General features: G+C 70.2%; 26 protein-coding genes. 11 read left to right on the top strand and 15 right to left on the bottom strand.

Annotation, left to right across the window (positions count from 1 at the left end; translation table 11 throughout):
- Nucleotides 1-6: 6 nt before the first annotated feature.
- The 5 genes from K8640_RS35965 to K8640_RS35945 form a co-directional block, all read right to left on the bottom strand.
- Entirely contained in the window at nucleotides 7-270 is a 264-nt protein-coding gene (locus K8640_RS35965; RefSeq protein ID WP_407940369.1) for a hypothetical protein, read from the bottom strand.
- Between the two features lie 310 nt (nucleotides 271-580).
- Nucleotides 581-2356, bottom strand: coding sequence for a serine/threonine-protein kinase (locus tag K8640_RS35960; RefSeq protein ID WP_223751217.1), 1776 nt, complete (start codon nucleotides 2354-2356; stop codon nucleotides 581-583).
- A gap of 127 nt (nucleotides 2357-2483) precedes the next feature.
- Nucleotides 2484-3296, bottom strand: a complete 813-nt coding sequence (locus K8640_RS35955; protein ID WP_223751216.1) for a GNAT family N-acetyltransferase — start codon at nucleotides 3294-3296, stop codon at nucleotides 2484-2486.
- 36 nt (nucleotides 3297-3332) lie between these two features.
- Nucleotides 3333-4211: an AraC family transcriptional regulator gene (locus K8640_RS35950; protein ID WP_223751215.1), complete on the bottom strand. Its 879-nt coding sequence runs from the start codon at nucleotides 4209-4211 to the stop codon at nucleotides 3333-3335.
- Nucleotides 4212-4225: 14 nt separating this feature from the next.
- On the bottom strand, nucleotides 4226-4606 hold the full coding sequence (locus K8640_RS35945; RefSeq protein WP_223751214.1) for a hypothetical protein: 381 nt from the start codon (nucleotides 4604-4606) through the stop codon (nucleotides 4226-4228).
- A 310-nt stretch (nucleotides 4607-4916) separates the two neighbouring features.
- On the opposite strand from K8640_RS35945, the gene K8640_RS35940 reads away from it, so the two are divergent.
- The 3 genes from K8640_RS35940 to K8640_RS35930 all read left to right on the top strand — a co-directional run bounded on the left by K8640_RS35940 (nucleotide 4917) and on the right by K8640_RS35930 (nucleotide 6708).
- A complete protein-coding gene (locus K8640_RS35940) occupies nucleotides 4917-5138 on the top strand; it encodes a hypothetical protein (protein WP_223751213.1) in 222 nt (73 codons plus the stop codon).
- Nucleotides 5135-6130 carry a type I methionyl aminopeptidase gene (gene map, locus K8640_RS35935; protein ID WP_223751212.1) on the top strand — a complete coding sequence of 332 codons (996 nt, stop codon included), beginning with the start codon at nucleotides 5135-5137 and terminating at the stop codon, nucleotides 6128-6130. Before K8640_RS35940 ends, map begins: the two co-directional genes overlap by 4 nt.
- A 167-nt stretch (nucleotides 6131-6297) precedes the next feature.
- Nucleotides 6298-6708 carry a hypothetical protein gene (locus K8640_RS35930; RefSeq protein ID WP_223751211.1) on the top strand — a complete coding sequence of 137 codons (411 nt, stop codon included), beginning with the start codon at nucleotides 6298-6300 and terminating at the stop codon, nucleotides 6706-6708.
- 6 nt (nucleotides 6709-6714) lie between these two features.
- Here the strand turns inward: K8640_RS35930 and K8640_RS35925 are convergent, their stop codons facing one another.
- Entirely contained in the window at nucleotides 6715-7041 is a 327-nt protein-coding gene (locus K8640_RS35925; RefSeq protein WP_223751210.1) for a DUF2917 domain-containing protein, read from the bottom strand.
- Nucleotides 7042-7241: 200 nt separating this feature from the next.
- On the opposite strand from K8640_RS35925, the gene K8640_RS35920 reads away from it, so the two are divergent.
- Nucleotides 7242-8678, top strand: a complete 1437-nt coding sequence (locus K8640_RS35920) for a PLP-dependent aminotransferase family protein (RefSeq protein WP_223751209.1) — start codon at nucleotides 7242-7244, stop codon at nucleotides 8676-8678.
- Between the two features lie 2 nt (nucleotides 8679-8680).
- Here the strand turns inward: K8640_RS35920 and K8640_RS35915 are convergent, their stop codons facing one another.
- Together K8640_RS35915 and K8640_RS35910 are read right to left on the bottom strand one after the other, a co-directional pair.
- Nucleotides 8681-9352, bottom strand: coding sequence for a hypothetical protein (locus K8640_RS35915; RefSeq protein ID WP_223751208.1), 672 nt, complete (start codon nucleotides 9350-9352; stop codon nucleotides 8681-8683).
- Nucleotides 9353-9376: 24 nt separating this feature from the next.
- Nucleotides 9377-10096 carry a YafY family protein gene (locus tag K8640_RS35910; protein WP_223751207.1) on the bottom strand — a complete coding sequence of 240 codons (720 nt, stop codon included), beginning with the start codon at nucleotides 10094-10096 and terminating at the stop codon, nucleotides 9377-9379.
- An 82-nt stretch (nucleotides 10097-10178) separates the two neighbouring features.
- Between K8640_RS35910 and K8640_RS35905 the strand changes: the two genes are divergently transcribed.
- The gene (locus tag K8640_RS35905; protein ID WP_223751206.1) at nucleotides 10179-10610 is read left to right on the top strand and encodes a VOC family protein; all 432 of its coding nucleotides are present in this window, start codon (nucleotides 10179-10181) and stop codon (nucleotides 10608-10610) included.
- On the top strand, nucleotides 10597-11169 hold the full coding sequence (locus tag K8640_RS35900; RefSeq protein WP_223751205.1) for a YdeI family protein: 573 nt from the start codon (nucleotides 10597-10599) through the stop codon (nucleotides 11167-11169). The genes K8640_RS35905 and K8640_RS35900 overlap by 14 nt, the downstream gene beginning before the upstream one ends.
- A gap of 4 nt (nucleotides 11170-11173) precedes the next feature.
- Here the strand turns inward: K8640_RS35900 and K8640_RS35895 are convergent, their stop codons facing one another.
- From K8640_RS35895 to K8640_RS35880, 4 genes are all read right to left on the bottom strand, one after another.
- A complete protein-coding gene (locus K8640_RS35895) occupies nucleotides 11174-13606 on the bottom strand; it encodes an ABC transporter permease (RefSeq protein WP_223751204.1) in 2433 nt (810 codons plus the stop codon).
- 194 nt (nucleotides 13607-13800) lie between these two features.
- Entirely contained in the window at nucleotides 13801-15414 is a 1614-nt protein-coding gene (locus tag K8640_RS35890) for a glycine--tRNA ligase (protein ID WP_223751203.1), read from the bottom strand.
- Between the two features lie 65 nt (nucleotides 15415-15479).
- The gene (locus K8640_RS35885) at nucleotides 15480-17330 is read right to left on the bottom strand and encodes a metallophosphoesterase (protein WP_223751202.1); all 1851 of its coding nucleotides are present in this window, start codon (nucleotides 17328-17330) and stop codon (nucleotides 15480-15482) included.
- Nucleotides 17320-18285 (bottom strand): cupin domain-containing protein, encoded by a 966-nt coding sequence (locus K8640_RS35880; RefSeq protein WP_223751201.1) that lies wholly within the window; start codon nucleotides 18283-18285, stop codon nucleotides 17320-17322. Before K8640_RS35880 ends, K8640_RS35885 begins: the two co-directional genes overlap by 11 nt.
- Nucleotides 18286-18383: 98 nt before the next feature.
- On the opposite strand from K8640_RS35880, the gene K8640_RS35875 reads away from it, so the two are divergent.
- Both K8640_RS35875 and K8640_RS35870 read left to right on the top strand, forming a co-directional pair.
- Nucleotides 18384-18845, top strand: a complete 462-nt coding sequence (locus K8640_RS35875) for a thioesterase family protein (RefSeq protein WP_223751200.1) — start codon at nucleotides 18384-18386, stop codon at nucleotides 18843-18845.
- Between the two features lie 45 nt (nucleotides 18846-18890).
- A complete protein-coding gene (locus K8640_RS35870; RefSeq protein WP_223751199.1) occupies nucleotides 18891-19661 on the top strand; it encodes a bifunctional 2-polyprenyl-6-hydroxyphenol methylase/3-demethylubiquinol 3-O-methyltransferase UbiG in 771 nt (256 codons plus the stop codon).
- 4 nt (nucleotides 19662-19665) lie between these two features.
- On the opposite strand, the gene K8640_RS35865 is transcribed toward K8640_RS35870, so the two are convergent.
- Complete coding sequence (locus K8640_RS35865; RefSeq protein ID WP_223751198.1) at nucleotides 19666-20811, bottom strand: hypothetical protein; 1146 nt, start codon at nucleotides 20809-20811, stop codon at nucleotides 19666-19668.
- Between the two features lie 245 nt (nucleotides 20812-21056).
- Between K8640_RS35865 and K8640_RS35860 the strand changes: the two genes are divergently transcribed.
- From K8640_RS35860 to K8640_RS35850, 3 genes are all read left to right on the top strand, one after another.
- Entirely contained in the window at nucleotides 21057-21467 is a 411-nt protein-coding gene (locus tag K8640_RS35860; protein WP_223751197.1) for a DUF962 domain-containing protein, read from the top strand.
- A 244-nt stretch (nucleotides 21468-21711) separates the two neighbouring features.
- Complete coding sequence (locus tag K8640_RS35855) at nucleotides 21712-22434, top strand: YebC/PmpR family DNA-binding transcriptional regulator (RefSeq protein WP_141324285.1); 723 nt, start codon at nucleotides 21712-21714, stop codon at nucleotides 22432-22434.
- 142 nt (nucleotides 22435-22576) lie between these two features.
- Nucleotides 22577-23497 (top strand): type VI immunity family protein, encoded by a 921-nt coding sequence (locus K8640_RS35850; RefSeq protein WP_223751196.1) that lies wholly within the window; start codon nucleotides 22577-22579, stop codon nucleotides 23495-23497.
- A 60-nt stretch (nucleotides 23498-23557) separates the two neighbouring features.
- On the opposite strand, the gene K8640_RS35845 is transcribed toward K8640_RS35850, so the two are convergent.
- Both K8640_RS35845 and K8640_RS35840 read right to left on the bottom strand, forming a co-directional pair.
- Nucleotides 23558-24049 (bottom strand): hypothetical protein, encoded by a 492-nt coding sequence (locus K8640_RS35845; RefSeq protein WP_223751195.1) that lies wholly within the window; start codon nucleotides 24047-24049, stop codon nucleotides 23558-23560.
- A 194-nt stretch (nucleotides 24050-24243) separates the two neighbouring features.
- Nucleotides 24244-24900, bottom strand: coding sequence for a hypothetical protein (locus K8640_RS35840; RefSeq protein ID WP_223751194.1), 657 nt, complete (start codon nucleotides 24898-24900; stop codon nucleotides 24244-24246).
- Nucleotides 24901-24902 lie beyond the last annotated feature (2 nt).

Here is a 24902-nt window from a genome sequence, read left to right as displayed (position 1 = left end):
GCCCCGTCAAAGTTCGGGGAAGCTCACCGGGCCCAGGTGCAACGGGGGCGAAGTGGTGTCCTCGCGCAGCTCGAGGAGGTAGCGGCCGCGGAGCTCGATGGATTTGGCCTCGGTCTCCAGGACGAGCAGCACATCGGTGTCCTGGTCTCCGAGCGGACGTGACTGCCAGACGAGGAGCTTCCGGACGTGACGTCCCGTCGCGGTGATGAGCGCCGCTTCTCGCGGAGTCCACGGCGAATGCCCTCCAACGGAGGCGAGCAGCAGCACCACTGCGACCCGTGAGCTCGTCCGGTGTGCGTATGCGGACGTCGAGGTCGACAGGATGGGCGTGGTGGGTGCGACGATGGGGCCGAGCGGACGTGTGGCGAGGCCCCGAACATCGAGTGCTCCGGCGATGTACATCACGCTGAATGGCCCTCGCGAGGGTGTGTCGGAGGATCGCGTGGAAGGGTCTTGAACGCTCGGGGCCTGCGGAGCGGAGACGTCAGGCTCGATGGCACGCTCCTGAAGAGGGGAGCCTCCGGTGTTGGAGGCGTGGAGCAGGACGAGCCAGGTCACGAGGCGCAAGCGCCTGGCTTCATCACCAATCCTTCCCACGAATCTCCCGGAAGCGCTCCACGACGCGGACGTGCAGGAGGTTGAAGATGACCGCGTGTTCCTCGTCTCCCCCCGGGAGCCTCTGCCGCCCCACGTCGCTGAACTCGTAGAACACCATGCAGACCGGATACACATCGTCGCCGACACGCATCTCCCGGATGCGGCCATAGACGCGCTCGTTGGTGAAGATGATTTCGGTGACGAGTTGTGCGCCCGCGGGGAGCTTCTTGAATTTGCGGTGCACGTTCGTCATCAGGTACCCCTCCTTCACCGTGATGTTCCGGAAGGGCGTGCCGAAGTTCTCTCCGATGGAGCCCTCGAACTGGTCCCCCTGGTCGAGTCCGAAGCGCTCGATGGTCTCATCCGCGCCCGCGGGGCACTCGGCCACGGGAGGGATGGGCCGATGCTGCACGTAGGGCGTGCTGCTGGAGCAGGCGAGCCCGGTGCAGGCCAGGGCCACCTTGGACAGGCGGGCGAGTGACAACGCGCGAGGCTTCGCGGGGGGAGCGGGAGGCTTCATCACGGGAGTGGGGTCCTGGAGTGGCGGCGCCACGGGGGCGACGGTCACGGGGATGGGATTCGCCCGGGGCGAATCGGTGACTGACTCACTGTGATGCGATTCCGCATGTCTGGCTATTTTCTGACCTTCCAGGGAGTCGATTTGTTGGGTGACTCCTGGAGTTGTCTGTCTCCAGCCGTGGAGGAACCACCCCACCGCCAGGAGCAGGAGCACCGCGGGCAGGGCGAGAACCCGGGGGTGTAGGAGACGGGTTCGCAGGCGCTGGACACGTGCGCGCGCCGGGGAGGGGGGCTTGCGCGGGGGCGCGGGTGTGTCCGTGCCGAAGAGCGGCGTGTCCCAAGCCTCGGCGGTGAAGCGGCTCGGCGCCAGGGCGGTGGCGAGCTGTGCGCCGCTCTGGAAGCGTTGCTCCGGGAGCTTCTCGAGGAGCCGCAGGATGATGGCGTCGAGCTCGGGAGGGATGCGCGGGTTCAGCTCCGACGGGACGGCGGGTGGCTGCGAGGTGATGGCGGCGCACAGCACGTCCGCGGGCCAGTCCGGAGGGAAGGGGTAGTGGCCCGTGGCCGCGCGGTAGAGGCACACGCCCAGGGCGTAGAGGTCATCGGTGGCGACGGACTGGTAGCGGGCGTCCGGGTGGCGCCAGTGGCGCTGATGGAAGCGGATGGCCTCGGGGCTGCGCAGGTGGCGGGTGCCGGGAGGCAGGGGGCCGGTGGTCAGCGTGGGCGCGCCGGTGTACGCGCTCGCGCCCAGGTCGATGAGGACAGGGTCTCCTTCGGTGTCTCGCAGGAGGATGTGCTCCGGCTTGAGGTCCCGGTGCAGCACGTCTCCGGCGTGCAGGGTGTCCAGCGCCAGGGCGACCCGGCGGAAGGTCTCCGCCAGCTGTCGGAAGGAGGGGTTGTGTCGCTCCGCCCAGACGTGGAGCGGCGGTCCGGGCACCCAGTCCATGACGAAGTAGAAATGGCCCGTGACGATGTCCGGCCAGCGGCCGCAGGCGTGGACCGCGACCACGTTGGGATGGACGGCCCGGTCCAACAGGAGCGTGAGCTCGCGCAGGGCGCGGCCCTCGGCGGTGTGGCGAGTGAGCTTGAGCGCGAAGTAGCGCCCCGGCGAGTCCACCGGCTCCACGCGATAGACGACGCCGTAGCCGCCCACGCCCAGTCTCTCGAGGATGCGCCAGCCTCCCGTCAGGACGAATCCCGGGGGCAGGGCTTCCGGGGGCATCGACGATGGATGCGGACTCATGGACGTCAGAGGTCTCCTGGACTCTGACGAATCTAGCAGGTTGAATACCTCTGGGGTGGCCCGCTGCCATGGCCATCCCACGAGTTACCCTGACGTCAGGGCGCGGGGCGCTCCTGGGAGACGTGTGTCAGCGGGGGCTCGAGGTGAGGTCGCGCATCATCACGACCTTGGGGTAGGCGACGAAGAACCCCAGGCGCTCCATGTTCCGCTGTGAGGGACTGGCGGGCAGCGTGCTGCTCGACGCCAGGGTGCAGCCCTGACGGGTGGCCCAGTCGAGGCGGGTGGAGATGAGGGCCTGCTGGAGTCCTCGGCCGCGGAAGCGCTCGCGCACGCCGGTGCCGGACAGGGTGGCCACGCCGTCGTGTATGGCCACGGTGCCGCCTCCCGCGGGCTCTCCGTCCACGAGCGCGAGGAAGCACGTGGTGCCGGGCATGGTCGCGGTGCCCAGCATGAGCGAGGCCTCCTCGTCGGAGACCTCGTCACGTCCCATGAAGCCCTGGGCCACGGTGCGCGAGAAGACCTGGGCCTCACCGGGGCGGAGCGGACGAAGCTCGATGCCGGGTGCGGTGGGAGGAGGCGGACTCGCGGGCAGGGCGCGCACGAACACCTGCTGGAACTCACCGACGCGGTAGCCACGACGGGCCAGCTCCTGCGCGAGCGACGGGTCGGCGAAGGGGAGCAGGTCGAGTTGGAGGAGACCGCCCTGTTGTCCCAGGTGGGCCTCCACACGGTCGAGGGACTCGGCGCTGACGGGACCTTCGAGTCCGAGCGCGAGCGCCTGGGTGAGGGGCGAGTTGGCGCCATTGAAGAGGGCGAGGCCGCCTGCGAGCTCGAGGATGCCGTGTGTCGGTGTGGCGGCGCGGTTCTGCGCGGCCTGGGCCAGCTCCACGCGGCGGACCAGCGCGGCGTCCACGGTGGGGCGAGAGGAGGGGAGTGACATGGGGCCACCCTCGTCCACGTCGCGTCGGGGCGTCTATCAGGTTCCTGCTTCGTCTATCGGGTTCGCGCCATTCGCTGAGTCCGTCACTTCGCGGCGGAAGCGGGCGGGCGTGAGCGCGTGGCGCGCGCGGAACAGGGCGGTGAAGTGGCTCTGGCTGGAGAAGCCCGTGGCTTGCGCGATGTCGCTCAACGGGAGCGCGGTGGTTTCGAGCAGCTCGCGTGCGCGTTCCAGGCGCCGGGTCAGGACGAACTGGTGTGGCGTGTTGCCGGTGGTTCGTTTGAAGCCTCGCGAGAAGTGGGACGGGCTCAGGTCGACCACGGCGGCGAGGGACTCCAGGCCGAGGGCCGTGTCCAGGTTCGCCTCGACGAAGTCCGTCACGCGCCGGAGCTGCCAGGGCGCGAGCCCCACGGGCTTCACTCCGGACCTCGGGCGCTGGCCGTCGAGACGCAGCAGGCGCAGGCCCAGCACGGTGGCGAGCGCATCCACTTCGAGTCGCGAGGGTGGACGTCCCTCGCACAGCGCCTCGCCGCTGGCGCGCAGCAACTCACGGAGCACCGGGTCCGTCAGTCGTGATGGGCCCACCGAGCACAGGGCGTGCTCCAGATCGTGCTCTCCGGCGAGCGAAGACATCCGCTCGGGAGGAAGGAAGAAGGACACCACCTGCGCGCCCGCGTCCCAGGCGAAGGCATGCGGCAGGTCGGAGCCGACGACGCCCACTTCCTCTCGGACGAGCCGCACGTCCACCGCGCGGTCGACGGAGCGCCAGCGCCCGCGGACAGCAGGGCGGCCGAGGGGCATGAGCAGTTGCAGCGACCGGTGCTGATGCTCGCCCGTGTCCATCTGCTGGTGGCGATAGAGGGCCACACCTATTCCCTGCCACGTCACGGTGAGAGGCTTGTCAGCTCTGTGCTCCATGCGTCGGTCGACTCCTATCGAGCAAGCTCCGCTGGAAGCTCCCAGGCAAAAACAACCACACACCCAGCTTCGTGATTCACCACCACGCGATAATCACCGGCAGGAAACTCCGCGACATCTCCTGCGGCGAACTGGACAGCCTGCGTGCCGAATTCAATCTGGCAGCGCCCAGCCAGCACATAGACCGTACCGGCCCGCATCGATCCACCGAAATCCTCCACCGGCGAATACCGACTGACGCTCACCCGATACTTCTTCGCGGGCAAGTGCAGCGCACGCACACTCTCTTCCGTGAGGGGTTTGCTGGTGATTTCGGACCAGCGCCGCACCGTGACCTGTTTCGGTTCCATCATGCACCTCACTGCGGGAAGTCCATGCAGGGTGGCGCCCTCCATGGGGCCACCATTGTCAGCTGCTCGGGGAGACTGGTCAGCGGATGAGAAGCGCCCTCAAGTCTGCCCTGGTTTCGGTGGGGGCGTCTCACCAGACCTCCGCTGAAGTGCAGGAGGGCTCGCGCTTCGACCCCGTCGCGCACGGAGTCCTCATCCGCTGACGCGGCCGTGTCCCAGGCGAGCGACGGCCCCCCTGGTGGCACCCCGCACCCTGTCATCCACAGGTCGCCCGGCCGCCCACCCGCCAGGAGGGCGGAAAGAACCCGTGCGCCCGGGCGTGTCTACGGGTATAGACAACCCCCTCATGTGTCCCATGGTGAAGACGGAAGACCTCATCGACGCCCAGGGCGTGGCCGGCCTGCTGCAGCTGCGCCACACCAACAGCGTCAGCACCTATCTGCGCCGCTACCCGGACATGCCCCGCCCCATCCTGGACCTGGGCACCGGACGCCCACGCCTGTGGCTGCGTCCCCAGGTGCTGCGCTGGCTCCGCGCCCGCAGGTCCGACATGGCTTCCATCGGAGTTGAGAGATGACCACCGCCATTCCCCGTACCCCTCCCGCCGTCCTGCCCGGCCCCAATGACACCTGCTGGTGCGGCAGCGGCACCAAGTACAAGAAGTGCCATCGTGGCGCCGACGCCGTCGAGGCGCGCAAGAAGGGCCCCGACGTCGCGCGCAAGGGCATCCGCCCGGGCCTCATCAGCCCCCGCCGCGACGTGCCCCTGCACATCCCCCGCCCCGACTACGCCGTGTCCGGCCGCCCCCAGCGCCGCCCGAGCGACTCTGAAATCCGCTCGCCGGACGTCATCGCGCGCATGCGCAGGGCCTGCAAGGCCGCCGCCGAGGTGCTCCAGGAAGTCGCCTCCCACGTGCGCCCCGGCATCACCACCGACGAGCTGGACGCCATCACCCACGAGGCCTACATCCGCCGGGGCGGCTACCCGAGCACGCTCAACTACCACGGCTTCCCCAAGTCCCTGTGCACCTCGGTCAACGAGGTCATCTGCCACGGCATCCCCGACAACCGCGCGCTCGAGGACGGCGACATCGTCAACCTGGACATCACCATCTACCTGGATGGCGTCCACGGCGACTGCTCGGCCACCCACTTCGTGGGCAAGGTGGACCCGGAGAGCGAGCGGCTGGTGCGCGTCACCCGCGAGTGCATGGAGCTGGGCATCGCCGCGGTGAAGCCTGGCCGGCCCATCAGCGACATCGGCCGCGCGATTGAAGACCACGCCACCAAGAACGGCATGAGCGTGGTGCGCGCCTACTGCGGCCACGGCATCGGCGAGACGTTCCACACGTCCCTCCAGATTCCGCACTACTACGAGCCCGAGGCCGACACCATCATGCAGCCGGGGATGATCTTCACCGTCGAGCCGATGATCAACCTCGGCGGCTGGGGCCACCGCACCTGGGACGACGGGTGGACCGCCGTCACCGCCGACGGCAGCCGCAGCGCCCAGTTCGAGCACACGCTGCTCGTCACCGAGCAGGGCCCCGACATCCTCACCGTGGCCTGAAGTCCCGAGCGCCCCACGGTAGACCGTGGGGCGAAGCCACCGTGTGACGGGCGACAGTCCTCCACGGTGGCCGTCACCGGCCGGACGTCCCCTCGAAACCTCTCGGCGCTTCGCGCGCGCCCGGCGCTATCCACGCGCTCCAGGCCCGAGGTCCCGAGAGGTACACCATGTCCCTCGATATCGCCGTCGACGCCGACCGTCTCAAGAGCGTCCAGGACGTCCTCCAGGTGTTGGAGGACTCCTTCCAGGTCGACTTCATCCCAGGCATCTTCAAGAAGCTGGACGAGAAGCTCCTCGTGGAGCGCGCCGCGTTCCGGACGAACACAGTCGCTCAGCGCTACGAGCTGGACGTCTACTTCGGGCTGAAGGGCCCCGAGGCGAGCGCCCGCTCACCGTTCCTCAAGGTGGGCATGTGCATCACCATCCAGTCCGAGGTCGCTGTGCGCGGCCGCCGCCCGGCCCGCTACGACGGCACGCTGGAGGTCCCCCTCACCGAAGACGCCATCACCCACGTGCCGTTCGCGCTCTACCTGCGCCGCGCCGCCCGGGGCTCGCTCACGACGCCTCCCTCGGAGTGAGCGCACTCACCCGCCGCAGGGCGAGAGTGACGTCCCCAAGCAGAAGCGCGCCGACCTCAGCGCTTGCACCACCACCTGGCCTTCGTGGTTCAGGGGCACGCTGCTCCCGTGCTCCAGCACGTAGTCCCGAGGGTCCGACTCGAAGGTGAGCCAGAGCCGGCCCTCGGTACACGTGAGCAGCAGGCCCTCGTCCCCCTGGATGCGCCGACTCCAGAGCGACCCCTCGTGCAGCCCCTGTCCGCCCGTCTCCACTCCGGGGCGAGCCTGGGGCTTCAGGTGATTCCACAGCGAGCTCCAGAAGCCTCGCCGCGCCGACATGAGCTTGGACTCCATGGCACCACGACCTCCTCATCGCCCACCATGCGCCCCGCCGACGAAACAGAACAGAGGCAGCAATCCACCATTGTGACCAGTACAGTTGAAGTCCAAGGAACTGTACTGGTCCGTCCGGTGGGCAGGTGTGTCTGGGCAGCGGAGGCCGGGCCCGTTACCGATACGGATTGGCGGGAGACGGATTTCGCATCGGGGACGGCATGGGCGCGCTGGCACACAAACCGAAGTTGTACGAGCAGGTGGCGGAGCGGCTGGAGGACGCCATCAACGCGGGCACGCTGCGCGCGGGAGACAGGCTGCCCTCCGTGCGTCAGCTCAGCCTGCGTGAGCAGGTGAGCATCTCCACGGTGCTCCAGGCGTATCTGCACCTGGAGTCGGTGGGGCTCATCGAGACGCGGCCGCAGTCGGGCCACTACGTGCGCCGGCGCGAGCGTCCCCGCCTCGCGGAGCCGCAGGTGTCCCGTCCCGCGACGAGCGCCACGCCCGTCACGGTGAGCGCGCTGGTGTCGCGCGTGTACCAGTCGATGCGCGACCCGAACCTGGTGCAGATGGGCGGCGCGTGGCCGTCCACGGAGCTGCTCCCCACGCGCCGGCTGTACCGGGAGCTCAACGCGCTCACCCGCGAGAGGGGTGACGCGGGGATGCTGTACGACGTGCCTCCGGGGTGTCCGGAGCTGCGGCGGCAGCTGGCGCGGCGCTCGCTGGACTGGGGCGCGGCGCTGTCGCCCGAGGACTTCATCATCACCGTCGGCGCCGCGGAGGCCATCCACCTGTGCCTGCTCGCCGTGGCCCGGCAGGGGGACACCATCGCGATTGAATCACCGGCGTACTACGGCACGCTCCAGGCCATCGAGTCACTGGGGCTGCGCGCGCTGGAGATTCCGTGCTCACCGCGCCACGGCATGGAGCTGGATGCGCTCCAGGCGGCGCTGGAGCGGCGGCGCGTGGCGGCGGTGCTGGTGGTGCCCAGCTACAGCAACCCGGTGGGCAGCTGCATGCCGACGGCGAACCGCCAGCGACTGGTGGCCATGCTCGAGGAGCGCGGGGTGCCGCTCATCGAGGATGACCTGTACGGTGACCTGCACTTCGACGAGCGCAGGCCGCGCACGTGCAAGTCGTTCGACACGACGGGCAACGTGATGCTGTGTGGCTCGTTCTCGAAGACGCTCGCGCCGGGCTTCCGCGTGGGGTACGTGGCGCCGGGTCGGCTCCGGGAGCGGGTGGAGCTCCTGAAGTTCTCGCACACGGTGGCCTCGCCCACGCTGCTGCCGCTGGCGATTGCGCGCTTCCTGGAGGAAGGCGGGTATGACCGGCACCTGCGCGCGCTGCGGCGCCGGCTGTCGGAGCAGGTGGCGCGCATGGCGGAGGGCGTGGCTGAGCACTTCCCGGAGGGCACGCGCGTGGCGCGGCCAGCGGGGGGCTCGCTGTTGTGGGTGGAGCTGCCGTCCACGGTGGACTCGCTGGTGCTGCACGGACGCGCGCTGGATGCGGGCGTGAGCATCGCGCCGGGGCCCATCTTCTCGCCCCGGCCAGACTCGTACCGGAACTTCATCCGCATGTCGTGTGGACAGCCGTGGACGCCGCGCATCGAGGGCGCGATGGCCACGGTGGGCCGGCTGGTGCGTACCCTGATGTGAGGTCAGCGTGCGAAGAGCAGGCCCGCGCCCTGGCGTGAGGCCTTGTCCAGCGCCTGCGTCACGGCGTCGAGCGCTCGCGCGGGGTCTCCGCGCCGGGTGATGCGGCGCAGGCGGGAGGTGAAGCGGGCCCAGCCGCTGACGGGCTGGTAGGTGGGGGCGCCGTGGAGGTGCTCGCGCAGGCCGTCGCGCAGTTGGCGCACCTCGGCGTTCGTCCAGTAGCCGAGGTTCGGGTTGATGCGCCGCAGGTCGTCGGTGGCGCCCTCCTGCTGGGGGACCCGGCCCCAGACGGTGTGGCGCCAGAGGTGGTGGAGCGTGTCCGGGCAGGCCGCGCGGACGACGGCCTCGGCGGCCTGGAGGTCGTCGGCGTCGGGGCGCTGCGAGGTGGCCTGCTCCAGGCGCTCGCTCCGGGGCTCCTTGTCGGTGTGGACCAGGTCCTCGGCGAGCACGTCGAGCAGCTCCAGCACCTCGTCACCGAGCGGCTCGGGCAGCCGCGTCAGCGCGGCGCCGCCGTGCTGGGAGAGGTGGTCCATGAGCGCGAGCAGCACCTCCTCGTCCTCCATCGCCTCGGGGTCCTCGCGCACCACCGCGGCGCGCAGGGACGCGAGCCGGGACGGCGTCAACACACCGGCGAGGCCCTCGGCGGGAATCAGGAAGAAGGTGACAGGGGTGCTCATGGCCCTTGTCTATACCGCCCGCGCTCAGAGCGACGAGAAGATGTCGCCGAGGGTGGCGATCATCGACTCCGAGTCGCGCACCTGGAACGTCGCGGCCTGGACGCTCGCGGCTTCGATGCGGTCGACGCGGAGCATGCGCACCGCTCCGCGCAGGTGGTCCCAGACGAGCAGGTACCACGCGGGCCAGCTGAGCAGGAGGTAGTGGGGCTCCACGACGCGCACCGTGCTCGTGTCGCTCGCGCGGTAGGTCAGCTCCAGCGCGCGCTGCTCGAAGAAGGCCTCCTGGAGGGGGCGCAGCACCGCGGCCCGGGGGGGCTTCCACGTCGCGCTGATGCTGCGCGCGGTGGGGCCCACGAGGATGCGCTGGCGCAGCTTGCCGACGCGGGCGCGCTCCTCGGGTGGGAACGACGCGGCGAGCTTCTGGCGCAGGCTCTTGAGCGTCGAGAGCAGGAGCGGGGACTCGAGCCGCTCGGCGAGCGCCAGGGCGAGCAGCAGGTCGAGCAGCTCCTGGGCGTTGAGCTGCACGCGCCCGAGCCCTGTCCTCGGCGGAACCCGGATGCCGCCGCCCCGGCCCGCGTCCGACTCGATGGGGACGCCGCGCGCGGAGAGCCGGGACAAGTCCCGCCGGATGGTGCGCACGCAGACGCCCAGCTCCTCCGCCAGCTCCGGGGCCGTCCAGGACGGGCGGGAGGCGAGGAGGCCCAGGACCCGGTCCAGACGGTCGGTGACGGGCTCGCGCTTCAAAGGTGACTCATTCTGTCACGTTCTGGGGCCATGTTCATGGGGTCGCGAACGAGCGCGGCCAGGACCCACGGAGACAAACGCCATGACCCACACCTTGCGCGGAATGTGCACCTTCAACCTCTGGGCGGACGACCTCCAGGCGGCGACGCGCTGGTACGCGGAGCTGCTCGGCATGCAGCCCTACTTCCGCAGCGAGGACGTGGGGCGCGGGCCCGGGTATGTGGAGTTCCGCATCGGCGACTACCAGCACGAGCTGGGCATCATCGACCGGAGGTTCGCGCCGCCGGGGCTCGCCACGGCTCAGGGCGGGACGGTGGTCTACTGGCACGTCGACGACATCGCGGGGACGCTCGCGCGGGTGCTCGCGATGGGGGCGCAGCTCCTGGATGGCGTCACCGAGCGCGGGCCGGGCTTCGTCACGGCGTCGGTCACCGACCCGTTCGGGAACGTGCTGGGCCTGATGTTCAACCGCCACTACCTGGACGTGCTGGGAGGCGCCCATGGCCAGCGCTGAAGGAGGGGCGCCGGTGATTGCGTTCCGGGGCGCGGCGGAGTTCGAGGCCTGGCTCCAGACGCACGTCGATGCGTCCGCGGGGGTCTGGTTGAAGCTCGCGAAGAAGGGGACGCAGATTGCCTCGCTCACCGATGACGAGGCGGTCGACGTGGGGCTGTGCTTCGGATGGATTTCGGGGCAGCGCAAGTCGCTCGACGCGCGCTTCTACCTGCAGAAGTACGTCCCGCGCCGGCCGCGCAGCCGCTGGTCCTGTGTGAACGTGCGCAAGGTGGAGGCACTCACGCGCGCGGGTCGGATGCGGCCCTCGGGGCTCGCGGAGGTCGAGGCCGCGAAGGCGGATGGGCGCTGGGACGCGGCCTACGAGTCGCAGAAGAACGCCACGGTGCCGGAGGTGCTCACGGCGGCGCTGGCGGCGAGCCCTCGGGCGGCGCGGGCGTTCGAGGCGCTCGGCAGGACGCGGCGGTACGGGCTGGTCCTCAAGGTGCTGACGGCGAGGACCCAGAAGGGGCGCGAAGGCCAGGTCCGCCGCGTCGTCGCGGAGCTCGACGCGGCGGAGTGAGACTTCAGTCCGCGGACATGGCCACGCCGGGCGACACCTTCGACGCGCGGCGGGCGGGCAGCCAGCTCGCCAGCGAGACGACGGTGAGCAGCAGCAGCGGCACGGCGAGGAAGGTCAGCGGGTCCGTGGCGCTCACGTCGTACAGCAGGCCCTCCAGCAGCCGCGACAGCCCGAGCGCCAGCGCGAGCCCGACGCCCAGGCCCAGCGCGCACATCCGCAGGGCCTGCTTCATCACCAGCCGCACCACGTCCGAGGGCAGCGCCCCCAGCGCCAGGCGGATGCCCAGCTCCCGTCGACGCTGCGCCACGCTGTACGCCATCAACCCGTAGATGCCGAGCGAGGCCAGCGCCACCGCCGACACCGCGAAGGCGAGCAGGAGCACCCGCTGGAAGCTCCGGTCCGCCACCGAGCGCTCCAGGCCCTGCGCCAGCGTCGTCGTCTTCGGCAGCGTCAACTGCGAGTCGAGCTGGCGCATCTCGCCCTTCACCAGCGCCGTCACGCGCTCCAGCGGGAGCTTGCTGCGCACCACCACGGACGTCATGGCCCAGGGCGTCTGGGCGAGCGGTGCGTACAGCTCCGGCTCCGCGGGCTCGTCCAGCGCGCGCGCGCGGACATCCCCCACCACGCCCACGATTTCACGCTCCTTGAGCGGGCGGCCGAAGGCGATGACGACCCGCTTGCCGATGGCGTCCTCGTTGGGGAAGTGGCGCCGCGCGAAGGACTCGTTCACCACGACCACCGGCGGCGCGTCCGCGGTGTCCTGCCGCGTGAAGTCCCGCCCCTGCTTGAGCGGAATCCCCAGCGTGGCGAAGACGCCATCGCTCATCGCCCGGTAGCCGGTGACGAGCTTCTCCCCCGAGGGCGAGGGCTTGCCCGGCAGCTCCATCGACAGGCCGATGGCGCCGCCCGTCACGATGCCCGGCGTCACCAGCGACGCGGCCTCCACGCCCGGCTGCGCGCGAACCTGCTCCAGCAGTCGCTCGTAGAAGGTCGCAATCGTGTCCCGCGGGTAGCGCGCGGCCGGGAGGTTGACGCCCATCAGCGACACGCCGTCGGGCCGGTAGCCCGGGTCCACGTCGGCCAGCCGCTGCGCGCTGCGCACCAGCAGCCCCGCGCCCGCAAGCAGCACCAGCGCGAGCGCCACCTGCGTGGACACGAGAATCGCGCGCCAGCGCAGCGCCGCCTTGTTCGCGCTCGTGCCGCGCGTGCTCTGGAGCAGGCCGCCGAGGTTGGCCTTGAGCGCGGTGCCCAGCGGCGCGAGGCCGCACATCAGCGACACCGCGAGCACCAGCGCCGCCGTGTACACCAGCGCGCGTCCATCCACGCGCACCGCCTGCACCTGACGCACGGACTCCGGCAGCATCGCGCTCAGCATGTCCGTGCCCCACAGGCCCAGGAGCAACCCCAGCGCGCCTCCGGCCAGGGCCAGCAGCGAGCCCTCCGCCAGCAACTGTCGGGCGAGCGCGCCCTTGCCCGCGCCCAGCGCGGTGCGCACGGCGAACTCCTGCTGCCGGGTCATCGCGCGGGCGAGGAGCAGCTGCGCCACGTTGACGCAGGCGATGAGCAGCAGCAGCGCCACGGCGCCGAGCAGCAGGAGCGCGGGGCGGCGTGTCTTCTGGGACAGGCGCTCCTGGAGGCCGCGCACGCTCACGCTCGCCTGGGTGTTGGTGTCCGGGTACGTCTGCGACAGGGCCCGCATCACGCCCTGGGCCTCCTGGTGGGCCTGCTCGGCGTTGAATCCCGGGGCCAGCCGGGCCACGCCGGAGAGCAGGTGGGTGCCGCGGCTCTCCCAGTTGGAGCGGACGAAGTCGCGCGCGGACAGCGGGGCCCACAGGCCGACGGGCTCCTGCGAGTCCTCGCGAGGGAAGTCGAAGCCCTCGGGCATCACGCCGACGACCTCGTAGGGATTGCCGTCCAGCTCCATCGTGCGGCCGAGCACGCTCGGGTCCGCGCCGAAGCGTCGGGTCCAGAGGCCGTGCGAGAGCACCACGGCGCGCGGGCCGTTGAGCTGGAACTCGGGGTCCTCGAGCGCCCGGCCGAGCAGGGGGCGCACGCCGGCGACGCGGAAGAAGTCCTCCGACACCGCCGCGCCCTCCACCCGCTCGGGTTCCTGGTGGGGGCCGGTGAGGGTGAAGCCGCCGGTGTCGTAGACGGCGAACGCGGCGAAGGCCTTCACCTTCTGCCGGAGGTCCTCGGAGTCCAGGCGGGACAGGGCGTTGTTGCCGTCGGGCTCGCGTGGGTCGAAGCCCCACACGGAGACGAGCTGCTCGGACTGGGGGAGGGGGAGCGGGCGCAAGAGCAGCGCGCTCACCACGCTGAAGAGCAGCGTGTTCGCGCCGATGCCGAAGGCCAGCGCGAGCACCGTGGCCAGGGTGAAGCCCGGGCTGCGGCGCAGGGAGCGGAAGCCGTGGCGCAGGTCCTGGAAGAAAGAAGGCATGGGCGACCTCAGAGCCAATCGCGTGCCAACGCCCCATCCGCCTCAAGGGCGCGATGTGACGACGGGCCCGCCGTGCCCAGGGTGTACCCGTTGTGCGCTTGTGGGACGAGCCCTGTTCGGAGGTGACACGTCCTGGGGACCTGGGCTCCCTCGGCTCCTTGCTGGAGGGCAGCCCAGGGTCCTGGATGGCGGGACTACCCCATCTTCTCGCGCAGGTAGCCCTCCAGCTCGGAGATGGCGATGCGCTCCTGGGCCATGGAGTCGCGGTGGCGCACGGTGACGGTGTCCTTGGTGGACGCGTCCTTCCCGTCCCCCAGCGTGTCGAAGTCCACCGTGACGCAGAAGGGCGTCCCGATTTCATCCTGCCGCCGGTACAGCTTTCCGATGGCGCCCGTGTCGTCGTACACGACGCGCATCGAGCCCGAGGACTGGAGCCGGCGGCGGATGCCCTTCGCCACGTCCACGATGCCCGCGTGGTTCTTCTTCAGCGGCAACACCGCCACCTTGATGGGCGCCAGGCGCGGCTTGAAGTGCAGCACCGTCCGGTAGAACTCGTCGACCACCGGGTCCACCTGGCCGCGCAGCTTCTTCGCCACCTCGATGCCCTCCGCCCCCGGCATCGACAACAGCCCCGTGATCGACGCGAGCCGCTCGCCCAGCGCGCCCGCGATTCGCTCCCCCTCCGCCAGCAGCGCGTTCTTCGCGTCCGCGGTGAGCTTCTCGTTGCGGCTCACGGACTTGAGGAACGTGCCCAGCGCCTCCTCCACCGGCTTGAGCCGGTCCGCCGGCGCGGGCTTCACCTGCTCCTCCGCGTACGCCTCGCTCAGCACCGCGAGCACCCCGCGGTCCACGCCCGCCGACGGCTCGATGACGAACGGCACCACGTGCTGCTTCGTCTCCGCGTCGAAGTACGTGAGCTTCTCCGTGCTGTGACTGTTGGGCGCCACACGTGCCTTCAGCCCGAGCGAGCCCTGGTCCTTGCTGTGCGAACCCAGGTCGTAGTCCGTCCGGTTCGCGATGCCCTCCAGCTCCTCCAGCCCGTGCGGGAAGCGGTAGAGCAGGTCCACCGTCGCCTTCGCGTAGTGCGCCAGCTCGTTCGCCTTCTGGTGGTACGGCACCAGGTTGTCCTTGGACAACCCCACCGACAGCCACCAGTTGATGCGGTCCTCCACCCACTTCTGGTGCCATGCCTCGTCCTCGCCGGGCTTCACGAAGAACTCGATCTCCATCTGCTCGAACTCACGCACGCGGAAGATGAAGTTGCGCGGCGTGATTTCGTTGCGGAAGGACTTGCCCATCTGCGCGATGCCGAAGGGCAGCTTGCGCGACGTCGAGTCGAGCACGTGCTTGAAGTTGAGGAAGATGCCCTGCGCCGTCTCGGGGCGCAGATAGGAGAAGGACTCCGGGTCCGGCACCGGCCCCACCTGCGTCTTGAACATCAGGTTGAAGGGGCGCGGCTCGGTCAGCTCCGCACTGCCGCAGCTGGGACACTTGCCGGCAATCTGGTCCGCGCGCCAGCGCATCTTGCAGCCCTTGCAGTCCACCATCGGGTCCACGAAGGTCTCTTCGTGCCCCGAATAGCGCCACGTGAGCTTGTTCATGAGGATGGAGGCGTCGATGCCCTCCATGTCCTCGCGCTCCCAGACGTTGGCGCGCCACCAGGCCAGCTTCAGGTTGTTCTTCAGCTCGACGCCGAGCGGACCGTAGTCGTACGTGCCCTGCAGGCCCCCGTAGATGGCGGAGCCCGGGAAGATGAAGCCCCGGCGCTTGGACAGGGAAACCAGCTGCTCCATCGTCTGTGCGGCCATCGGCGTACGGCTCCTTCGTGAGCGGTGAGCCCCGGAGGCTACACCGTTCCCGACACCGACGAACCCTAGACGCGGATGGGCGGCTCGATGAGCGCGGGAGGCGTGGCCTTGGCGTCATCCGGCTCGTACGCCGGTGCATGCGGCCCCGCATGCGTGCGCTTCCACCGGCGCGGCACCCGCTCGATACCCACCGGGTAGACGGTGAGCTGTCCCTTCTCGTCGATGTGCAGGCGCAGGAAGTTCTTCCAGTCCGGCAGGGCCAACGAGATGAACGCCTCGTTCGAGTGGGCCCCGAACAGGTTGACACTCAACCACAGGTACAACCCCATGACGAAGGGGCCGACCAGGAAGCCACCCAGGAAGGTGAGCGCCGAGGACACCAGGAACTTGCCCGCCAGGTGCGCCCAGCCCGCCGTGCAGTTGAGGCCGTCCGGCGTCAGGTCTGGGCAGATGCCCATCCCGCTCACCGCCAGGTACGTGCCTCCCCACGCGACGAAGAACGCCGCGAGGATGTGGGCCACGCCGTGCAGCGTGCCCGCGAGCCACCGGAACTTCCCGAACGCGGAGTCCGCCAGGCCGATGAGCCCGCCGATGGTGCCCAGGCCCAGCACCATGGTCCACGGGCGGCTCACCATGCTGTTGGCCACGGCCATGATGACGTCGCCCAACTGGGAGAAGCCCAGCGAGCCCACCTCCGCGTACGCGGCCAGCGCGAGCAGCAGGTACAGCGCGCCCGTCATCAGGCCGAACAGCGGGCTGTAGCGGATGAGGAACAGGTTCTTTCGCGCGAGCGCGCGCGAGGTGCGCTCGTCGGGGAAGCTCTTCTCCAGCCGGTAGCCGTCGCGCAGCACGTGCGCCTTGGGCGCGTGCGTGGGGTGCATGAAGGCGCCGCCGCCGCCGGCCGTGATCTTCTGCCGGCCCGCGGGGTCCTCGTGGCGGCGGTAGTGGTGCAGGTCACCCGCGAGGAAGATGCTGATGCGCCGGCCGAGCACCTTCTCCTGGAGGTACTCCAGGTTGTTCTCCAGGTAGCTGCCCTTGCGCCGCTGCGTGGCGGCGAGAATCCACGCGGGCTCCGCGTTGCACAGGATGACGCGGTCGTCGGGGCCCATGCTGTCGGCCACCTGGCGGAAGTACTCCACCTGGGGCACGTCGATGTCGCTGTTGAGCTGCACGTCCGTGCCGATGAGCCACCAGCGATGCGGCAGCTTGAGCGCGAAGTAGCTGCGGCTCTGCCGCGTGCGTCGGCCCGCAATCCAGCGGTTGGCGCAGAACAGGCGCATGAAGGCGGACAGGCCGTCGTACCAGTCGTGGTTGCCCGGGATGACGAACAGGTCCGGGTTGGGCGCGACGGAGCGCCGCATGGCGGCCTCGTACGGCTGGATGAGGCGCTCCTCGTAGGCCTCGCGGCTGGCGCCGGGGTACACGCCGTCGCCGCCGAAGATGAGGACGCGGCCGCGCTCGGTCTCGAACTCGCCGACGCGGGGCTGGCCTCGCACGGGGAGCTTCAGCTCGGGCAGCGCGAGCAGCCGCGCCACCGTGTACGTGGGGTCCCAGCCGTCGCCGGTGTCGGAGACGTAGTCGAGCCAGAAGTCTCCCTGGGGGCGCGTCTCCTCGGAGTAGTCGAAGTAGGGGACCTGTGGGCGCACCACGGCTTCGATGAGGCGATGGTCCGCGCGGGCGCCGAAGACGGCGGCGACGACGGCGTCCAGGCCCGTGCGAATCAGCTGCGACGGGTGCAGCCAGCGCACCATGGGGGCGTGGCGCTGGGGATGGGTGGCCGTGCCGCTGTCGGAGATGAGCGCCGTCTCGTTGCGGGAGGGGACGAGGTGGGGGCGCTCGACCGGTGTCGAGTCGGTGAGCGGCTGGGAGGGCTCGTTCCGCTGGCGCGCCGCCGAGGATTCGCGGTCAGCGGCCATGAGGGGCGCTCTCCCGGGGGCCCTGCATGAAGCGCTGCTCGGGGCCCGGGCCCGCGTAGACCTGCACGGCCTTGAACGGCACACCGGGCGACACCACACGCGCGGAGTGCTTCGCGCCCGCGGGGATGTAGACGGCGTCACCCTTGCTCACGCGCAACGTCTGTCCGGACACCGTCATGTCGGCGGCGCCGTCCTCGATGTAGAGAATCTCGGCGCTCGACTCGTGCGTGTGCTCGGGGACCTCGCCGCCGGGCTGGAGCTCCAGCAGCGTCAGTGACGCGGCGGTGGCGCCCGTGGACTCGTTGAGGAACAGCGTCGCGCGGCCCTTTCCGTTCGCGATGAGGTGGCGCGGAGCCTCGGCGGCGGTGACGCGGTGGCGCACCGTGGGCTTCGCGTCCGCGGGGCGCGGGCCCGGCGCGGTGGTGCTCGGTGCGGCGGAGCCGGGAGCGGTGGTGTTCGGCGCAGCGGAGCCGGGAGCGGTGGTGCTCGGCGTGGAGCCTTGCGCGGCGGACCAGCGTTGCGCGTTGATGCTCGGTGCGGCGGTCCTCGGCGCCGCGGTCCAGTGCGGCGGAGTGACGTTCTGCGTGGACGAGGTCGGGACAGAGGTGTCGGGCGCGGCGAGGTCCGGCGTGGCAGCCCCGACAGCCCACCGCTGCGCGGTGATGCTCGGCGCGGCGGTGCTCGGCGTGGCGGCCCAGGCGGGCGCGGTGACACCCGGTGTGGACGCGGCCCGGCCGACGGCGCTCGTCGTGGTGGCCGCGACGGACTCGACGGACTCCGGGCTCGCGACCCAGCGTCGCGCGGTGATGTTCGGTGAGACGGTCCACTCGGGCACGGAGCTGATGCGAGCCCCCGTCATGGCCGAGGTCTCCGAGGCGGCCTCACTCGCCCAGGCAGGCGGGTTGATACCGAGGCCCGTGAGGGCCAGCGCGGACATCAGGAGTCGTGGACTCATCGTGTTGCTGGATTATCACGACACCGGCCCCTGGCTGGAGGGCAGGCAGGCGGTGTTCTTCGTTCCCTCATGGCCGCGAGTGGGGCACCCTCCCCTCCATGCCGGACCTCAGCCCCAAGGACTTCCCCGTCGTCGTCCCCTTCACCCTGCACTGGAGTGAAATGGACGCGTTCGGCCACGCGAACAACGCTCGCACCTTCACGTGGTTCGAGACCGCGCGCATCGCCTACCTCGCCCGCATCGGCATGACGGGCCCCTCGGGCGCCGGCGAGACGCGCATCCAGGGCGGCGTCGGCCCCATCCTCAAGGCCACCCAGGCCGAGTACGTGCGCCCCGTCGTCTTCCCCGTGCGCCTGGTCGCCAGCGCCCGCGTCTCGCGCATCGGCAACACGTCCGTCACGCTGGAGCACGCGGTGTTCGGCGAGGAGGACGGCACCCTCTACACGAAGGGCACCGCCGTCATCGTCACCCTCGACTACGTCAAGAACGAGCCGGTGCCGCTGCCCGCCCCCGTGCGCGCCGCCATCGAGGCGCTGGAGGGGCGGACGTTCGGCCCATGAGCGCTCCGGCCGTCACCAGGACGCACGTCGTCGAGGAGCGCGCGCATGGCTGAGTCCGTGCTCGAGTTCTACCAGGGGCTCGCCGAGGAGTATCACCTGCTCTTCGCCAACTGGGCCCAGACGGTGGAGCGCCAGGGCGCCGCGCTGGACGCGCTGCTGCGTCGGTGTGGCGCGCCGCCGCCGCGTCGGGTGTTGGATTGCGCGTGTGGCATCGGCACGCAGGCGCTGGGGCTCGCGGGACGCGGCTACGCGGTGCACGCGACGGACCTGAGCCCCGCCGCCGTGGCCCGCGCCGAGCGCGAGGCGCGCACCCTGGGCGTCACCCTCACCACCGGCGTCGCGGACATGCGGACGTTGGACACGCAGGTGTCGGGGATGTTCCAGGTGGTGCTCGCGTTCGACAACGCGGTGCCGCACCTGCTCACGGATGAGGACCTGGACGCCGCCGCGCATGCGATGGCCTCCAAGCTCGCGCCCGGGGGCCTGCTGGCGCTGAGCGTGCGCGACTACGACGCGCTGATGGCCGACCAGCCGCGCTTCACCTCGGAGCGGGTGCTCGACGCGCCCGAGGGCCGGCGCATCCTCTTCCAGGTCTGGGATTGGGCCGCCGATGGCAGGACGTACACGGTCCACCAGTTCATCCTGCGCCCCGAGGGCAAGGGCTGGCAGGCCACGGAGCACACCGGCGTGTATCGCGCGCTCCAGCGGGTGGAGGTGGAGCGCGCGCTGACACGGGCGGGGCTCGTCGACACACGGTGGTATTCGCCGGAGGAGACGGGCTTCTATCAGCCCATCCTCACCGCGCGCAGACCGTGAGGCTTCAGCCGCTGCGGCGAGCCTCGGCGGGGGCGTTGGGGTGGCGGGTGAGCAGCATGCGCAGCTGCGGCTGCCTTCGCACGGCTTCCTGCTTGAGCAGGTGGGCGATGAGGGCCGGCGGCGCGGCGCTCCAGCGCGCGATGTTCTGGATGAGCATGGGCGAGCGGTAGGTGCGTCCGCACAACATCGACGCCGTCTTGCCGTCCACGGACATGCCGATGAGCGACGCGAGCGCGCGACCCTCGGTGTTGAGGATGAGCTCCACCTTCTCCTCCGAGGGGCCGGTGGTGAAGCGCTGACGGAGCACCTCGCGCGACGAGCGCCGCGTGGACTCGGGCACGTCGCGGTCCACCGTCACCTTGTACAGCTCCATCAACCGGCGCGCGCTCCAGAGCCTGCGGAACAGGCTGGCGGGCAGCTGCGGGTTGCGCACGAGCCAGCGCCGCACGCCCACGTCCGCCGCGAAGGCCGCGCGGGCACAGAGCGACTCCAGGCCCACGGGGTTCCTGTGGTTGCGCGCGATGAGGCGCGCGTGCGCGAGCCCGACGCGGGGATTCTCCATCACCGCCTTGATGACGGAAGGCAGCGGGTCGAAGCACAGCGCGGACAGCTCCGGGTCCTGCGCGGTGTGCGCCAGCGCGACGCGCTGGTCTTCGGGTTGCGGATGCAACCGCGTCTCGAAGAGCTGGCGGAAGTTGCCCAGCGCGACCTCGGGCACGTCCTCGGCGTCGGCCTCGGAGTCTGGGGGCTCCGCGGGGACGACGTCGGACTCGGAGGTCTCCAGGACGTCGGAGTCACCCGCGTCCGCCTCCTGGGGGAGCAGGTCCAGCGTGGGGAGCTCCTCGTCCTGCGGCGTGTGGGGCGCGGTGGGCGCGAGTGGCTCGTAGCCGGGGCTCACGGAGGGGGCCTGTGCCCGTGGCATGCCGGGAGGGTTGATCCCAGGGGCCGTGGCGAGGGGCAGCAGGGCGCCCTGGGAGACGAGCCGGGTGAGGATGCCCTGGAGTCGCTCGGGAGCCAGCCCGGTGAGCGCGGGGAGGTTCCTGGCCGCCGTGGCGCCGTCGAGCCGCGAGAGCACGAAGCCCTCCTCCGGGCTGAGCACCAGCGTGCGCAGGTCCACCGTCGGGTTCGGCTTGGGAATCCAATCCGTCATTGCTCCCGAGTCTCCCACGACCCGTGGATGAGGTGGAGGGGCCGCTGTCCTCGACATGTTTCGGTGCGCGACGGGCGGAAAACTGCGGGGTCGACGGCCGCGAGACGTCCGATTCCGTTCAGCCTCCCCGAGCCCGCCTGGCTGCCTGGCGGCCCTGCCCTCGGGGGCCGGAGCGGGCGCGGGAGGGCACTTCCTGACGCGCGGCGGGTTGACGCCGGGCCCCTGCCTGGACACAACTTCACTTCATGTCCAAGCCCACCCTCCAGACCTATGCCGAGTTCTGGCCGTTCTACCTGCGCGAGCACTCGCTGCCGGTGACGCGCCGGTTCCACTTCGTGGGCACCAGCCTGGGCGTGGCCACGGGCATCGCGGCCATCGCCATGGGGCGCGCGGCGCTGATTCCGGCGGCGCTGGTCTCGGCATACGGCTTCGCGTGGTTCAGCCACTTCTTCATCGAGAAGAACAAGCCGGCGAGCTTCAAGTACCCGCTGTGGTCGTTCATCTCGGACTTCCGGATGGCGGGGCTGATGGCCGTGGGGCAGCTCGACGCGCACATGGAGCGCGCCTTCGCCAACGGTGCGCAGGGCACGGGCGCCAACAGCATGGCCCCCGCGTCCCGGCCGGCGCCCCAGGCGGCGGCGCAGCAGGTCCGCTGAAGTCCTTGGGGCCCGTCGTCGACGGGCCCTGTCTTCCGGGTGGATGACGGCGGGTGCGTGGGCCCTCGGGGGCCTGCGCCCGTGCGTGTCGTCCCCGGGTCGAACGTCGGGAGGACGCCGCCCCGCACACGAAGCGCGGGCGCTCCAGCCGAGTTGCGCTAGATTGGCCGGGCCCTTTACAGCAACCACTCTTCTTCACCTGGGGCGCGCCTGGCGCCCCCTCTCTTCGCGAGTCGCTCGACCCATGGGACGCATTTTCGAGACACGCAAGGCCACGATGATGGCCCGCTGGAACAAGATGGCGAAGGTCTTCACGCGCATCAGCAAGGACATTGCGATCGCGGTGAAGGCCGGCGGGCCCAACCCGGACTCGAACTCCACGCTGCGGCGGGTGTTGCAGAACGCGCGCGCGGCGAACATGCCGAAGGACAAGGTCGAGGCGGCCATCAAGCGCGCCAGCGGCCAGACGGCGACGCAGTACGAAATCGTCCTCTACGAGGGCTACGGGCCGCACGGCATCGCGCTGCTGGTGGAGACGGCCACGGACAACGTGGTGCGCACCGTGGCGAACGTGCGGATGCACTTCAACCAGAACGGCGGGAACATGGGCACCACGGGCAGCGTGGGGTTCATGTTCAAGCGCATGGGCGTGTTCCGGTTGAACCCGGAGGGCCTCAACCAGGAGGAGCTGGAGCTGGAGCTCATCGACCACGGGTTGCAGGAGATGGGCGAGGGCACGGGCGAGAAGGGGGAGAAGCAGCTCATCATCCGGTGTGACTTCGCGGACTTCGGCAAGCTCCAGGCGGCCATCGAGGCGAAGGGGCTGGCGCCCATCTCCGCCGACTCCGAGTACATCGCGGAGAACCTCATCGAGCTGCCCGAGGACAAGGCCACCGAGGTGCTGGAGCTCGTCGACGCCCTGGAGCAGGACGACGACGTCCAGCGCGTGTTCCACAACCTGGGCTGAGCCGTCGTCGCGGCCCGGGACGCGAGCGGGCGCTCGTGATGAGCGCCCCCGTCTCCGGGCCTTGTTCCACTTGCCTCGAGTGTGTTCGTACGACTCGACGCGAGAGCGCTGTCATCAGCTCCCCTCGACGAGGGATGACACAATGACAGCCGTGCTTCCCAGCATCCGTGTGGCGGACGAGAACGGCGAGCCGGTGGTCCGGGAGGGGCTGTCTCTTTGCTTCTTCATGCGCCACTCCCATCCCGTCGTGGCCGACAAGGTGTGGCGCGCCCTGGAGCTGTATCGCCGCTCCATCCCGAGTGATGCACTGGGGTGGTATGGCTCGGACGACGGCGACACACTGCCGTTGGATGTGGATGGCTGGCGCCACATCCACCATCAGATGGTGGAGCGGGCCTGGGGTGTCGAGTGGCTGGTGGAGCTGACGGAGTTCTCCAGCGGGCCCGGTGGCTACCAGTTCGAGTACGACGGTCGGAGGCTCGAGGACCCGCTCTTCTTGGGAGATGCCGACGCCACGACCGGCCTCCGCTTCTGCCTCCCCTCCGAGTATCTGACGTCTCGGGGCGTGGCTGCCGTGCGTGACCTCGCGCGCGACATCGCCCGGGAGCTGCCTTTCAGCTTCGGCTATGCCAGCCCCGCGCTGGTGGCTCGTCCCGGTGCGTGGTTCTCCGTGCGTCGGCAGCTCCTCGAGCTGCTTCAGCGCCACCCTGGGTTGGACCTCCTGAACCTCACCGACACCAGCCGACGCATCGGCGTCCGAGCCCGAGGCGCCTATTGGCTCACCTTCCTGGGGCCGACGTTGCTCGACCAGCTCGGGGGCGCTCCCGAACTGGCCCGGCGCCTTGACCTTCCAGGCGTCTCGCTCGCTCCACTCGATGAGGAGCGATGGATGCTTTCGCTCGGCGAGTGTCCCGACTCCATGGACTCGGCGACCCAGCCCGTACCTGCTTCGTACCGAGAGCTGTCGCGACTGTTGGAACCCTTCCTGCTCGAGGAAGGTGGCTCGTGGCCACCCTGGGATGCAGGTGTTGTACGGCGCTGGCTGCGTCGACACGGCGCTTGAGGACAGCGGGCAGGCGACTCCTTGGATGTCAGAAGGTGAGCCGCCTGCCTCCTGACGACTTCACCGCGCCACGTCGTAGGTCTTGCGGATGACCGTGCCTCCGCGGTCGATGGACACCACCACGCGCTTCGCCGTGTCGAGCTGGGCGTAGGCCTCCAGCGCCTTCTCCGGCGTCTCCAGGGTGATGCCGTTGATGCTCTGCACCACGTCCCGCTCCTGGAACCCGAGCTTCGCGTAGATGGAACCGGGCCGCACGGCGAAGAGCTTGAACCCCACCGCCTTGCCGTCCTTGAACGAAGGCACGAACCGCGCGTCCCCGCTCTGCGTGCACGTCTTCTCGTGCTCCGCCTTCGGGTTGCGCCGCACCGAGTACGTGTTCTCCCCCGTCGCCTTCACCTCGAGGTCCTCGGGCCCGTGAGAGAGCGCCTGGACGAAGTTCGGCGCCGCCTGGGGAACATCCACCGGCGGACTCGCCAACGAGACGAACGGCGCGCTCGCCAGGATGATGGCACTGCCCCACTGACACATCTGCTTCCGGAATGAGCAACTCATCGTGTCCTGCCTCCTTCCCCATCGCGGGGAGTGAGCAGGACAAGAGCAATCACGATGCCAGGGCTCGTCTTCACTCTGAGGGCCGCGTCGGCAGAGGTGACGACGCACCTCCACGCCGGCCTGTCCTGTCAGCCCTCCACGCCCGCACGATGACAGCCTGTCGTGACAGCTTGTCACTCGCGCCGCATAGGCCCTCAGTCCCGATAGGCCACGGTGCCTGCGGACCCACCCGCGTCACGCTGGTCCTGCAGCCAGACCTCGGGGCCGAGCGTCTCCAGTGCCTCCACGCTCGATTCGTCCAACAGGTTCTCCGTGAGGACCAGCATCTCCAGATGCGTGAACGCGCCCGCGTTCCCCAAGAGCGCCGTCGCACCCACGCGCGTCATCGTGCCCAACGACAGGTCCAGCCGCGTGAGCCGCCGCAGCACTGGCGCCGAAGGCAGTGCCTGGCACACCGCATCCGTGAACCCCGCGTTGCACAGCCCCAGGTGCACGAGCCTGGGCATCCCGGCACCGTCGAGCAGCGGCCGCACGTCCTCGAACGTGACGTCGCCCCCGTGCTCCGGCGACCCGAACCAGAGCACCAGCTTCTCCAGCTTCGGCCAGCTCGCCGAGAGGATGGACCGCAGGGATTCGCGCGACAGCCCCGAGGTCTCGAGGGTCAGCTCCCGCAGCTCCGGCAGGTGCATGGCCCCGAGCACCATCTCCCCCCGCAGCGTCAGCGTGTGCAGCCTCGGCAGCGCCGCGTACAGGGGCGACACGTCTCCAAGCTGCACGCGCGAGAGGCCGAACTCGTTCTCCAGCACGTCCGCGACCTTCAGCTCCCGCAGCGTCGCGGGCGCGTGTCGCACGA

Source organism: Myxococcus sp. XM-1-1-1 (assembly GCF_020037095.1).
GTDB classification, from domain to species: domain Bacteria; phylum Myxococcota; class Myxococcia; order Myxococcales; family Myxococcaceae; genus Myxococcus; species Myxococcus fulvus.
Note: the sequence above shows the minus strand (reverse complement) of the source record. Positions and strands in the feature narration are given on the sequence as shown.